General features: G+C 59.3%; 11 protein-coding genes. 5 read left to right on the top strand and 6 right to left on the bottom strand.

Annotation, left to right across the window (positions count from 1 at the left end; all coding sequences use genetic code 11):
* Positions 1–273 precede the first annotated feature (273 nt).
* Together QZ511_RS14170 and QZ511_RS14175 are read left to right on the top strand one after the other, a co-directional pair.
* Positions 274–1,116, top strand: a complete 843-nt coding sequence (locus QZ511_RS14170; RefSeq protein ID WP_295803296.1) for a 6-carboxytetrahydropterin synthase — start codon at positions 274–276, stop codon at positions 1,114–1,116.
* Positions 1,117–1,133: 17 nt separating this feature from the next.
* A complete protein-coding gene (locus QZ511_RS14175; protein ID WP_295803298.1) occupies positions 1,134–1,850 on the top strand; it encodes a 16S rRNA (uracil(1498)-N(3))-methyltransferase in 717 nt (238 codons plus the stop codon).
* Positions 1,851–2,037: 187 nt separating this feature from the next.
* On the opposite strand, the gene ald is transcribed toward QZ511_RS14175, so the two are convergent.
* A complete protein-coding gene (ald, locus tag QZ511_RS14180) occupies positions 2,038–3,183 on the bottom strand; it encodes an alanine dehydrogenase (RefSeq protein WP_295803301.1) in 1,146 nt (381 codons plus the stop codon).
* A 278-nt stretch (positions 3,184–3,461) separates the two neighbouring features.
* Between ald and QZ511_RS14185 the strand changes: the two genes are divergently transcribed.
* The 3 genes from QZ511_RS14185 to QZ511_RS14195 all read left to right on the top strand — a co-directional run bounded on the left by QZ511_RS14185 (position 3,462) and on the right by QZ511_RS14195 (position 8,574).
* Complete coding sequence (locus QZ511_RS14185) at positions 3,462–3,947, top strand: Lrp/AsnC ligand binding domain-containing protein (RefSeq protein WP_295803303.1); 486 nt, start codon at positions 3,462–3,464, stop codon at positions 3,945–3,947.
* Positions 3,948–4,115: 168 nt separating this feature from the next.
* Positions 4,116–5,369: an efflux RND transporter periplasmic adaptor subunit gene (locus tag QZ511_RS14190; RefSeq protein ID WP_295803305.1), complete on the top strand. Its 1,254-nt coding sequence runs from the start codon at positions 4,116–4,118 to the stop codon at positions 5,367–5,369.
* Positions 5,370–5,385: 16 nt separating this feature from the next.
* Positions 5,386–8,574, top strand: a complete 3,189-nt coding sequence (locus QZ511_RS14195) for an efflux RND transporter permease subunit (RefSeq protein ID WP_295803306.1) — start codon at positions 5,386–5,388, stop codon at positions 8,572–8,574.
* Between the two features lie 37 nt (positions 8,575–8,611).
* Here QZ511_RS14195 and QZ511_RS14200 read toward each other — a convergent pair whose 3' ends face one another.
* The 5 genes from QZ511_RS14200 to QZ511_RS14220 form a co-directional block, all read right to left on the bottom strand.
* Positions 8,612–9,076, bottom strand: coding sequence for an Mpo1-like protein (locus tag QZ511_RS14200; protein ID WP_295803309.1), 465 nt, complete (start codon positions 9,074–9,076; stop codon positions 8,612–8,614).
* A gap of 87 nt (positions 9,077–9,163) precedes the next feature.
* Positions 9,164–9,676, bottom strand: a complete 513-nt coding sequence (locus tag QZ511_RS14205; protein WP_295803311.1) for a macro domain-containing protein — start codon at positions 9,674–9,676, stop codon at positions 9,164–9,166.
* A gap of 67 nt (positions 9,677–9,743) precedes the next feature.
* A complete protein-coding gene (gene putP, locus QZ511_RS14210) occupies positions 9,744–11,219 on the bottom strand; it encodes a sodium/proline symporter PutP (protein ID WP_295803313.1) in 1,476 nt (491 codons plus the stop codon).
* Between the two features lie 801 nt (positions 11,220–12,020).
* Positions 12,021–12,965 carry a tRNA 2-thiocytidine(32) synthetase TtcA gene (ttcA, locus tag QZ511_RS14215; RefSeq protein WP_295803314.1) on the bottom strand — a complete coding sequence of 315 codons (945 nt, stop codon included), beginning with the start codon at positions 12,963–12,965 and terminating at the stop codon, positions 12,021–12,023.
* A 45-nt stretch (positions 12,966–13,010) separates the two neighbouring features.
* On the bottom strand, positions 13,011–13,739 hold a 729-nt coding region (locus tag QZ511_RS14220; protein WP_366935664.1), incomplete at its 5' end, for an arylesterase.

Here is a 13,739-nt window from a genome sequence, read left to right on the forward strand (position 1 = left end):
TCCGGGCCTGGCGGAGTTCACAGCTGATCATTGCGAGGAGACCGGAAGGGCCGCCACAACGCTCCGAGCGACCAGATCTGACACTGCGATAGTGTCTGCACTCGAAGAGGGCGCGATTATAGAGACTCAACGCGCCAGGTGCTACCCCCTGGCGAAAATCGGTGTTGCCGGATGTCGTTCTGCGGCGATGAGATAACAATTCCGGCGACCAAATAGCTATACTGTGCGGCGCCCGCATCCGGGACGGACCTTTCAATTGCAGTCGGAATCTCTATGCACCTGTTCGTCGACAGCCTCACCAATGTGGACTTCAGCTACCTCGACCACAACCGCGGAATCGTCGGTGAAACCTGGCTGGCCAACGCCGCCCTGGATGGCGCCCTGGACCACCAGGGGATGGTATGTGACTTCGGCATCGTCAAGAAGACTCTGCGCAACTGGCTGGATACCGAGCTGGATCACCGCCTGCTGGTGCCCACCCGCGCCTCGCACCTGCAACTGTCCCGGACCGGGGAAAAACTCGAGCTGACCTGGGACCTGGCCAGCGGCGAGAAGATCGCCGTCAGCGGCCCGCAGCAGGCATTCGCGCTGGTGGATGTGGCGGAGATCTCGCCGGAATCCGTCGCCGCCTGGTGCGTACAGCAGCTGGCGGGGGTATTCCCCACCAGTGTCGACCAGCTCGCTCTCGAGTTCGTGAGCGAAGAGATCGCCACGCCTTACTACCACTACAGCCACGGCCTGAAAAAGCACGACGGCAATTGCCAACGCATCGCCCACGGCCACCGCTCCCGCATCCGTATCGATATGGATGGTGCGCGCTCCGGTGCACTGGAATCCCTGTGGGCCAAGCGCTGGGCGGACATTTACCTGGGCACCCGGGAAGACCTGGTGCGGCAGGACGGCCGGCAACTGCACTTTGCCTACGAGGCCCGCCAGGGCGCATTCACCCTGAGCATGCCCGCAGGGCGCTGCGAAATACTCGACTGCGATACCACGGTGGAACAGCTGGCCCAGTACATTGCCGATACCCTGGCCGCCGATAACCCCGGCAGGGAGATCCAGGTGCGCGCTTACGAGGGCATCGGCAAGGGCGCCGTCGCCCGCGCCAGGCGCTGAATTCAGGGCCCGGCACCATGAACCTGATTCTGCTGGAGCCCGGTGATTTTACCGGCCCGGATACCGTTGCCCTCCGCGGCCGCCGCCTGGCCCATATTGCGGAAGTCCACCGCGCAGAAACCGGAGACACGCTCAAGGTCGGTCTGGTGGACGGCAATATCGGTAGCGGTGAAGTACTCGAGCGCAGCGGGGACAAAGTCACCCTGCGGGTATCCCTGCACAAATCCCCGCCACCGCCCCTGCCACTGACCCTGATACTCGCGCTGCCCCGCCCAAAAATGCTGAAGCGCACCGTGCAGCACGCGACCGCGCTGGGCGTGAAAAAGCTCTATCTGATCAATGCATACCGGGTGGAAAAGTCTTTCTGGCAGAGCCCCTGGCTGGCGCAAGACAAGTTGCGCGAGCAGTGTGTGCTGGGGCTGGAACAGGCTGTAGATACGGCGATGCCGGAGATTATCCTGCGCAAGCGTTTCAAACCGTTTGCGGAAGACGAGCTGCCAGCAATCGCCGCGCAATCCCGCAAACTGGTAGCGCACCCGGTAACCAACCAGAGCTGCCCGGTAGATATTGCCGAGCAGACCACACTGGCGGTGGGCCCGGAAGGCGGCTTTATCCCCTATGAAGTGGAAAAACTGCAGGAACAGGGCTTCGAATCCGTACACCTGGGCCCGCGTATCCTGCGGGTGGAAACCGCCCTGCCGGTGCTGCTCAGCCGCCTGTTTCCGGCAAGGTAACCGTCTCCGAATACGCCTGCCCTGCCCCCGAATAACACCCGCCCATAAAAAAGCCGCGCTAAATAGCGCGGCTACAAGTGGCAGTCAGACACTGCCGGGTCTCACAGAGCGGGGCTGGGGGCAGCCCCGAGAAGAGAACTGACTAAGCTAAAACAAAGTTGAGACTGTGCTCCTGGCAGGGCCTGAATCAGGCCGCTACCCCGGAGTCCACCGCAGACTTCTGCAGTGCCAGTTTCGGATCTACGTACTCGTAACCCAGTACATCGGCGACCGCCTTGTAGGTCACCATACCGGCGTGTACGTTCAGGCCTTCCAGCAGGTTGGCGTCGTCCAGCAGTGCCTGCTTGGCGCCCTTGTTGGCCAGCGCTACCGCGAACGGCAGGGTGGCGTTGTTCAGGGCCATGGTGGAAGTACGGGCAACACCACCGGGCATGTTGGCCACACAGTAGTGCACGACGCCGTCTACCACGTAGGTCGGCTCCTGGTGGGTGGTCGCCTTGGAGGTTTCGAAACAACCGCCCTGGTCGATGGCCACGTCCACTACCACCGCGCCTTTCTTCATACGGCTGATATGGTCGCGAGTCAGCAGCTTCGGTGCCGCGGCACCCGGGATCAGCACCGCGCCGACAACCAGGTCCGCTTCCAGCGCGTGCTTCTCGATTGCATCGTTGGTGGAGTATTCGGTGCGCACAGCGCCACCGAAGATATCGTCCAGCTGACGCAGACGCGGCAGGGAGCGGTCGAGAATGGTTACATCCGCGCCCATACCCAGAGCCATCTTGGCCGCCTGCGTACCCACAACACCGCCGCCGATAATCAGCACCTTGGCCGGCGCTACGCCGGGCACACCGCCCAGCAGTACACCGAGGCCGCCCTGGGCTTTTTCCAGGTGGTGCGCGCCGCACTGCACGGACATACGGCCGGCGACTTCCGACATCGGCGCCAGCAGCGGCAGGCCGCCGAAGCGGTCGGTGACGGTTTCATAAGCGATACAGGTCGCACCGGACTTCACCAGCAGTTCGGTCTGCTTGGGGTCTGGCGCCAGGTGCAGGTAGGTGTACAGCAGTTGGCCCGGGCGCAGCATTTCGCACTCGTGGGGCTGGGGCTCTTTTACCTTCACGATCATGTCGGCAGCGGCGAAGATTTCCTCCGGCGTGTCGATGATCTTGGCACCCGCCTGCTCATACATCTCGTCGGTAAAGCCGATGGCTGAACCGCCGTCTTTCTGCACGATGACCTCGTGGCCGTGGCCGATCAGCTCGCGAACGCTGGCCGGGGTCAGACCGATACGGTACTCGTGGTTTTTGATCTCTTTTGGTACACCAATCAACATAACGTTTTCTCCTCGAATAGCTCCGTGAGCGCGGGTATCACGCCCCGTTTTGTTCTTGGCTTTCCGCTAGTATAGGGCCGCTCAAAAAGTTGTTTTCTGCAAATTTTTAGTTAGGATTAGTGGATTCCACTGGTTATCCAGAATTTCTGCACATTATTCATCCAGAGAAGACCACTTCTGGTGCCACAGCCAATGCAAGCCCGATTCGTGTCCGATGGGTTTCGATTGCAACAGACTGTGAGGTCAGAAGCTCACCACTTTCAGATAGAGAATCACCGATGAAAAGACGCGCCAATGAGCTCAGCACCATCGACCGCAACATCCTGCGGGTATTACAGAAAAACGGCCGTACCAGCTACGCGGAGCTGGCGCGCCAGGTAGGGCTGACCGCCACCCCCTGTGTGGAGCGGGTAAAGAAAATGGAGTCGGATGGGGTAATCCAGGGCTACACCGCGCTGATCAACCCGGAATACCTGGACGCGGCCCTGGTGGTGTTTGTGCAGATCCGCCTCAACCGCTCGGCCCAGGATGCCTTCGAGGAGTTCCGCAGCGCGGTCTCAGAGCTGCCCGAGGTGCAGGAGTGCTACCTCGTTTCGGGCAATTTCGACTACCTGATCAAGGCGCGGGTGGCGGATATGAGCGCCTACCGCAAGTTCTATGGCGAGACCCTGCTCACCCTGCCGGAAGTGCAGGAATGCACCAGTTACGTGGTCATGGAACAGGTGAAGGAAACCCTGGAGGTACCGGTGCACTACAACCGCTAAGCGCACTGAAAAAGCAGATTCACGCCAACTATTGACCGCCCTGCCACCATCCGGCACCGCGACCTCTACGATTAAGGGAGATAGGTTTATGAACTCACGTTGCGGGAAATGATGTACCAGCCTCTACGTAACCACCTCCGTTGGCAGAATCTTGTTTTCCTGGCCTGCTTGCTGCCATTGGGCTGTGGAGACAAAGAAGCCGCCAAACCGACACCGCCGCCGAAGAAAGTGGAAGTCGTCGAGGCCAAGCGCGTGAGTTTCAGGCCCAGCTTTGAAGTACCGGCAGTGATAGAAGCCGTGGAGACGGCACAGATTTTCCCCATTGTCGCCTCGAGAATCCTCTACCAGAACATCGAGCCCGGTAAATATTTCGAGCAGGGCGAAGAGCTCGTGAGGCTGGATCCCTACCCCTTCGAGACGGCGGTAGCCACCGCGGAGGCGAGCATCGCCGAAGCGATGTCAAATTACGAAGAAGCAAAGGCCAACTTCGACCGCGCACAAAATCTGCGTCCGCAGGGATATATCTCAGCGAAGGACTTCGATACCGCAAAGGCCGCCATGCAGGCGGCGGAAGCCAAGCTCAACACCGCCCAGACGGCACTGCACCAGGCACAACAGGACCTCTCTCATACTTCCATCGTCGCACCATTTTCCGGGCGCGTCGGGCACCCCAACTACGCCGTGGGCGACTTCTTCATTCTTCCCAACTCCGTGCCGATCACGCAGATGGTCAAGATAGACCCGGTGTATGTGCTCGCCCATGTCGGGCAAAAGGCCTACAACGAGTTTTACGCGGCCGTGGAAAAACTGGAGCAACAGGGGCGCGCCATCCCGAATATGGAACTCTATATCGAGTTACCGGGGGGCACCGTGTATCCGTTCACCGGCGAGTTTTTCTCCTGGGATGCCACCGCCGCCGCCACCCGCGGTACCGTCGCCGCCCGGGTTCTGTTTCACAATCCCGACGGCCTGCTGCTTCCGGAAGAGAATGTCACCCTGTATGGCAAACTTCTGGAAGAAGTAGAGCGCATCGTCATTCCGCAGAAGGCCGTCTCACAGGATCAGCAGGGGCATTACGTCTACCTGCTGGACCAAGAAAAAAAAGTCAAACGGGCAAACATCGAAGTGGGCATGCGCATCGGCCCCAACTGGGCGGTGCGGCAGGGGCTAAAAGTGGGAGACCAGGTACTGATCGAGGGGCTGCAGAAAGTCAGCCCCGGAGATGTGGTCGAAGTGACGCCAGTTGACATCAAGCAGCTTGAGAACCCCGTCCCCAGCAATCTGCGCCCGCCGCCCCACTCCCTGCGCGATCAGCTGCGCAACGAGCGCGAAGCATTCCGGGAGTACCAGAGGTCGATCATGGAAGCGCGGCAGCGCAACCAGCCTGGCGATGTCTACACCCCCTACGAAACTGGCAAGTAGCGCGGGAAAGTGATCTGTGAATGAGAATACGCACCTGTTTATCAAACGACCGCGCTTCGCGTTTGTGATCGCCATTTTGATCACTTTCATGGGTGCACTTGCTGCGTTTGTAATGCCGGTGGATCAGTATCCAGATATCGCCGCGCCAAAAATTTCCGTCATCGCCAGCTACCCCGGTGCCGATGCCGAGACGGTGAAAAACGCCGTGGCCATACCCATCGAGGAACAGGTAAACGGTGCCGAGGGCATGGTGTACATGACCTCTAACTCCGGCAGCGATGGCACCTATACCCTGTTCATGACGTTCGACATGGATACCGATGACGACATGGCGCAGGTCGACGTGCAGAACCGGGTGGCCCTGGCGGAGCCTTCCCTGCCCCCGGAAGTCCTGAAGCGCGGTATCAAAGTGCGCAAGCGCTCATCCGACATGCTGATGGTGGTCAACCTGTTCTCCCCGGACGAACGCTTTGACGGCGTGTTCCTGTCCAACTTTGCCTCATTGAACCTGCTCAATGAACTCGCGCGTGTACCGGGTGTGGGCGAGGCGAAAATCATAGGCCCGCTGGATTACGGTATGCGGATCTGGCTCGATCCGGTGAAAATGGCAAATCTGGAGATCTCGGTGCCCGAAGTCCTGGGTGCGATTCAGGAGCAGAATATTCAGGCGGCGGTAGGCCAGCTCGGTTCACCGCCATCGCCCGAGTCCACCCAATTCCAATATGTGCTCACCACCAAAGGTCGCCTGAATTCGGAGGAAGAGTTCGGGGATATCGTGCTGCGCGCCGATGAAAAAGGTGGCGTGGTTCGTGTCAGGGATATTGCGCGGGTGGAACTTGGAGCCCAGGTGTACAAGGGGTACGGCGAATACAACAACGGCCCCGGTGTCCTGCTGGCGATTTACAAATTGTCGGACGCGAACGCGCTGGAAGTCGCCGACAATGTCAAAGCCAAGGTAGAGGAGCTTTCACAGTATTTTCCCGAAGGGGTTGAAGCGGTCATCGGTCACGACACCACCGAGTTTATTGCCGTATCCCTGGAAGAAACCGTGATGACCCTGATCATGACCGTCATCCTGGTCATCATCGTCACCTACCTGTTCCTGGGTAATGTACGCGCGGCACTGGTGCCGACGCTGGCGGTACCGGTGTCGATTATCGGCACCCTGGGCGTCCTGTATGCCATGGGCATGACCATCAATACGGTGACCCTGTTCGGCCTGATCCTCGCCATCGGCGTGGTGGTGGACGACGCCATCATCGTCGTCGAGGATGTCGAGCGCATCATGCACGATGAAGGTCTGGACAAGCGCGCCGCCACGGCGAAAGCCATGAAGGAGGTGTCGGGCCCCATCGTTGCGACCTCGATGGTCCTGCTCGCCGTATTCGGGCCGACGATGTTACTGCCCGGCATGACCGGTCGAATGTTCGGGCAATTCGGCACCACGATCACGGTTTCCGTCCTGATCTCCATGATCAATGCACTGACCCTGAGCCCAGCATTGTGCTCGACCGTGCTGAAGGAGGGTCACCACAAGCCCAATCCGGTGATCCGCGGTTTCAACTGGGGATTTGAAAAGGTCGCCGGCGGTTACCTCAAAATCGTGAACTGGCTCGCCAGCCATATTTTGCTGAGCCTGGTCATCATTGCCGGACTGTTCGCCTGCCTGTTCCTGTTGTTTCAATCTGTTCCCAAGAGCTTTATCCCCGATGAAGACAAGGGGTTCTTCATGGTCGATATCCAGCTGCCGGAAGCCGCGGCACTGGACCGCACAGCGAAAGTCATCGATGAGATCAACGAGGTTTTGATGGAGGACCCTGCGGTCGACAAAGTTCTGTCGGTCAACGGGTTCAGCCTGCTCAACGCCATGCTGCAATCCAACGCTGGCATGGTAATCGCAAAGCTCAAGCCCTGGGATGAACGCAAATCACCCGAGTTATCGCAGCAGGCGCTGCAGAAAAAATACCAGGCACAGTTTGCCCGACTGCCCGAGGCCGAGGTACTGGTATTCGGTGCGCCCGCGATTCCCGGTCTCGGCGCCATGGCCGGGTTTTCCTTTATGCTCGAGGACACTCAGGGTGTCGGCGCCCAGGAACTATTCAAGGTTGTACAGGACTTCTCCGCCGCCGCCACCGAGCAGCCGGAAATCGCCCGAGCGTTCTCTATTTTCAAGGCCGGCTCGCCCCAGATCCGCCTGGACATCGACCGGGTGAAAGCAAAGACGCTGGGGATAAAAATCAGCGATATTTTCCTCACTCTGCAAACGCAACTCGGCGCTATCTATGTCAACGACTTCAATTTGTACAACAAAACCTTCAAGGTCATGGTGCAGGCCGAGTCCAGATTCCGCCAGCAGGAAACAGACCTGACGAAAATCTATATCACCAATAACAAGAGAGAACCGGTGCCGCTGCCAGCGATTCTGAGCACAGAACCGGTGCTCGGTGCGGTGACACTCAAGCGCTACAACACTTATGATGCGGCCAAAATCAGCGGAGGCCCGAATGTCGCGGGGGGCTATAGCTCCGGCGATGCCATGGATGCACTCGAGCGCGTGGCGATAGAAACGCTTCCCGCCGGCTTCAAGTACGACTGGTCCGACTCCAGCTATGAGGAACGAAAATCCGGCAATGCATCCACCATTGCCCTGGCGCTGTCCCTGATATTTACCTTCCTGTTCCTGGCGGCCCTGTATGAATCCTTTTTGACGCCCTTCGCGATTATTCTCTCGGTGCCCATCGCCATCGTCGGCGCCATTGCTGCACTGATCATAACCGGGGAACCGCTCAGCCTGTACGGCCAGATTGGCCTGGTACTGCTGGTCGCCCTGGCCGCGAAGACTGCAATCCTGATCGTGGAATTTGGCAAAACGCAGCGCGAGGTGGAAAGGCTGTCGCTGCACGATTCGACGATTACCGCGGCTAAATTGCGTTTCCGCCCGGTCATCATGACGACTCTGTCGTTTGTGGTGGGCACCATACCCCTGGTGATCGCATCCGGTGCCGGCGCCGCCAGCCGGATATCTCTCGGAACAGCCGTGATGGGGGGAACCATTATGGCGTGTATCGCCGGCACACTGCTGGTACCGATTTTCTTCAAAATCATTCAGGGGCTGCGGGAGAAGGTGCATCGGGGAGAAACAGGATCTCCCGACACACCGTCACCGCAACCCCCTGAGCATGGCCACGGCAAGCCAGCGGAATAGAGAAGTCAAAAGCAGGAAAAGGCCCGGGTAAAGAAACTCAATACTTCATCCCCAGCTTGCGGTACAGGAAGCCGATCACCCAGGCCGGGCCGATCAGCAGGAATTGCAGGTCTTTGAAAAAGGACGGCTTTTTGCCCTCGACGTGGTGGCCGATAAACTGGAAGATCCAGGCCACCACAAATACCCCCACGGACCACCACAGCACACTCTGCCCGGCAGCCTGCAGCGCACTGCAGGCCCACAGGCACAGGGCAGACAATGCGGCCATACCCAGTGCCAGCGGCAGCGACAGCACCACATAGAAAAGAAGTGTGGGGATCAGAGCCACCACCGCCCAGTTCAGCCAGCTGACCTCGGCCATCCACTGGGGCTGGGGAATCGACCACAGAAGCCCCACCACCGTGGCATAGATAACGGGAACGGCCACCCAGTGGATGGCCTTGTTGGTGGCATTCTGGTGGCTTTCACCGTATTCACTGAACCACTGCTCTGCTGTGCGCATGGAATCATCCTCATCTATCGTTTTTATTCTCGCGATGGGGATAGTAGCGCAACAGTTCGCCAGAACTAACCAGTCATAACAACAAAGTTATCGTCGCACGCAGGCGTCCAGCTGCAACTTGTAGAGCTCGGCCATGCCCTCGTCGATGCAACAGAAAATGATGTGGTGGGGGCCGCCCTCGCGCTCCAGATGTTGCTGTACCTGCTCAACAGCAATTTCCACAGCCAGCTCGGGGGGATAATCGTAGACCCCGCAACTGATGGCGGGGAACGCAATGGAATGGTGATTTTCTCGCCGGGCCTGGGCCAGGCAATGGCGGTAACAACTGGCAAGCAATTCCGGCTCGCCGAGGTTACCGCCGCGCCAGACCGGGCCGACGGTGTGGTAGATACGCTTGACGGGCAGGCGGAAACCGGGAGTAGCGCGCAATTCGCCCACTGGGCAGCCACCGATATGGCGACAGGTGTCCAGAAGTTCCGGGCCTGCCGCCCGATGTATGGCGCCATCCACACCACCGCCGCCGAGGAGCCTCTGGTTGGCTGCATTGACGATCACATCAACATGCAACCGAGTGATATCACCGAGGTGTACTTCGATCACTCCACTTACTCCAACCGCGGGCACCACCGTTCACACGCGTAGAAATACGCGACGCGCAGTGAGTAATTTAATGCTTTTGCCCCAGTAGTTGACGATGGCGCGTTGATATTTCTTCGGGGCAATGCGTCACTGCACTTACTAAAACAATAGCAGTTGCAGAGAGCAAGAAGCCCGGCAGCAGCTCGTAGAGGTCAAAGATTCCGCCGGACAGCTGCTTCCAGATCACCACCGTGAGACCGCCCACCACAACACCGGCAATGGCAGCGGCACCGGTCATACGCGACCAGTACAGGCTGATCAGGATGGCGGGGCCAAAGGCCGCGCCCAACCCCGCCCAGGCGTAGGCAACCACATCCAGCACCTTGGACTCAGGATCCATTGCCACCCCCACCGCAATCAGAGAGAGTGCCACCACCGCCCAGCGCCCCACCCGCACCATACTCTCGGAGGAGGTCGCGCGGCCGATCCACACGTGGTAGATATCCTCCGCGAGGGCCGCGGAGGAAACCAGCAACTGGGAATCCGCGGTACTCATGATCGCTGACAGGATGGCCGCCAGCAGGATACCCGCCACCAGCGGGTGGAACAGCGCTTCCACCAGCGCCATGAAAATCCGCTCGCCGTCCGGCAGCGTCTGGGTCAATTCCAGGTGCCCGAACAGGCCGACACACATAGCGCCGAGGAAACCCGCCAGCGACCAGACTGCCGCGACCGTAGCGGCTGCCGGCACATCATCCGGATGCCGCAGCGCCTTGAAGCGCGCCAGAATGTGCGGTTGTCCGAAGTAGCCGAGCCCCCACGCCAGCGAACTGAGAATCGCGGCAACCGACAGCGCGGTACCGGTATTGTCCGTCATCCAGTGCATCAGCTCCGGATGCTGCTGTTCCATCATCGCCCAGGCATTGCCCAGCCCGCCCTCATCGGCAATCACCATCACCGGCACGATGACCAGAGCCAGGCTCATCAACAGCCCCTGAAACACATCGGTCCAGGAAACCGCGAGGAAACCACCAAACAGGGTATAGGAAATCACTGCCGCAGCACCGATCACCACCGCCCACTGATAATCCCAACCGAAAACTGTTTCAAACAGTTTGCCACCGGCAATCAATCCGGAAGCCACATAAAAAAGGAAAAACAGCAAAATAAAAATTGCACAGATCGTGCGCAGGTACGGATGGCCGAGATTAAAGCGGCGGTGCAGGTACGCGGGCACCGTCAGCGCATCGTCCAGGGCGTAGGTATAGATACGCAGGCGTCGCGCCATGGTAACCCAGCTCAGCAGAATACCGCTGAACAGGCCGATGGCAATCCAGCCGGATGACAGGCCGGTGGCATAGGCGGCACCGGGCAACCCCAGGAGTAACCAGCCACTCATATCCGAGGCGCCGGCACTGAGTGCCGCCACCGCCGGCGGCAGCGAGCGGCCACCGAGAAAATAATCGCTGGCATTCTTGGTGCGCTGATAGGCGTAGACGCCGATAGCCAGGATCAATGCCAGATAAGCAATAAAAGTGAGGGCAACAAGCCACTGTCCGGACATAAGGGATTCCCCGTCAGAATTGGCAGATCAGGCCTTCTTTGGCGAAAGATTAGGCTGAATCCGTCGTTTTTAGTCTTTATTGCGCGTAAATCTACCGATTCGCTGGCGTTTGCTCAATCGGCAAACTAAACCAAGGGTGTACGTTGCGCTACAGCATACATGGGAAACGCCAGGGACCGGCATTTTCTGACCAAGCAGTAAGGGAATCACAAAACACTATGAGCATCTGTCTAGACGAACTGCGCACGCTGGTGGTTCGTCCCACATTGAAACAGCTGCGCGCCTGGTCGCCGGGGATGGAAGCCCTGTTACTCGGCACCGCGGCACAGGAATCCGAGCTGGGATTTCACCTCAAACTCGGTCGCCGGCACGGTATGGGCATCTTCCAGATACAGCCCACAACCCACCGGCAGATCTGGGACGAGTACCTGATCAACTTCCCCGCCCTGGCCTCAAAAGTGCGCGGCCTCGCCAGCCAGCGCGACTTCCTGCAACACCCCCACGCCGAACTCGCCACCAACCTGCGCTACGCCACCGCCATCGCCTGGCTGGTCTACCGCGCCGCCGGCGTGGACAAAGTGGAAAGCGAAGACCTTCCGAAAATGGCAAAACTGTGGAAAAAACATTTCCACCACGGCCCCAGCGCCAGCCTGCGGGATTTTGTCGACAGCTACTGCCGGTTGATCAAACCGGTAAAGAAACTGCCGCACCTGAATGAAGACGCCGGAAACAAAACAGCCGCGGGGGAAACCGCGGCTGTGGACGTCGATCACCCGATCGAAGAACCGGTGAGAGAGCCGGTCAAAGATTCCGCGCCTCAATATACAGGGGCTGCGCAGCCTCAGCCGCTGCCGGCTCGCCGTCCTGCTCCCGGGCGTCCTCGGGAATCCAGGAATCCACCGACTGCTCAATCGAGCGCGCATCCACCGCGGGCGCGGGCTTAGAACGGTCCAGCTCCAGACTCTCGAAATCGTACAGATCCCGGTCCGCCAGTTGTGACGGCGACACCCGCGTCAGCGCCGCAAAAATATTATCGCTGCGCCCCGGAAACTTCTTCTCCCAATCATTCAGCATGCCCTTGATCGCCTGCCGCTGCAGATTCTCCTGGCTGCCGCACAGATTGCAGGGAATGATCGGGAACTGCTTGTAATCCGCAAACGCAATCAGATCCGACTCGCGGCAATAAGCCAGCGGGCGAATCACAATATTGCGCCCATCGTCCGCGCGCAGCTTCGGCGGCATCGCCTTCAGGCGACCACCGTAAAACATATTCAGAAACAGCGTTTCAACGATATCGTCCTTGTGATGCCCCAGCGCCACCTTGGTCGCACCGATCTCCTCCGCAAAACCGTACAGCGTACCGCGACGCAAACGGGAGCAGAGACCGCAGGTCGTCTTCCCCTCCGGCACCACCTCTTTCACCACACTGTAGGTATCCTTGTTCACAATGTGATACGGCACCCCGATGGACTGCAGGTACTCCGGCAGAATATGCTCCGGAAAACCCGGCTGCTTCTGATCCATATTCACCGCCACCAGCTCAAAGTGCACCGGCGCGGTCTTCTGCAGGTTCATCAGGATTTCCAGCATCGCATAGGAATCCTTACCCCCGGACAGGCACACCATCACCTTGTCGCCCTCTTCAATCATATTGAAGTCGGCGATCGCCTTGCCCACATTGCGACGCAGGCGCTTTTGCAGCTTATTAAATTCCAGCCGCTCGCGGCGGTTTTCCAGATCAGACATGGGTAAATCTCGAAAAAAATCAGGGCGCGATTGTACGCTTTCCGATCAAGAAGTGCACAGGCTATTGGACTGTATATCCTCATTGCCTTTCAGTATCGACTCCAGGCAGGGCCACACGTGCTCCAGCAGCGCCGGCTGCGCCTTGGCGGTAGGGTGAATCCCGTCCTGCTGCATCGCCCCCTCCACCAGCGCCACCGGCTCGAGAAAAAACCGCACCAGCGGCACCTGCTCCGCCTCCGCCACCGTCGGATACACCGCCGCAAACGCCCGAGTGTACGCCTTGCCGTAATTGGGCGGCATCTGCATCCCCAACAACAGCACCTCCACCCCCTGCTCCTGCGCCAGCTGGATCATCCGCTGCAGATTGCCCTGCAAAGCCCGCGGCGGGTAACCGCGCAGCCCATCATTGCCCCCGAGCTCCACCACCAGCCACTTCGGACTGTGCTCACTCAGCAGGCGCGGCAAGCGCGCCAGGCCGCCGGAAGACGTCTCCCCGCTCACACTCGCATTCACCACCTCAACATCCAGCCCCTGCTCCGCCAGGCGATTGCGCAACAGCTGCACCCAGCCCGCCTGCTCGTCGATACCGTAGGCCGCACTGATACTGTCCCCCAGAATCACCAGCGTCTTCGTATCAGCCGCACTCTCGGGGGCATCCGCGCGCAGCGAACCCGCGTACAAAGACGTGACCAGCGCGACGAAAAGCAGCCAACGCGGGACAAAATCGCCCCCAAAAGCCCGGAAAAAAACTGCCGCCATGTCATACTCTCCACT

The sequence above is a fragment of the uncultured Microbulbifer sp. genome (assembly GCF_913055755.1).
In the GTDB taxonomy this organism is placed as follows: Bacteria; Pseudomonadota; Gammaproteobacteria; order Pseudomonadales; family Cellvibrionaceae; genus Microbulbifer.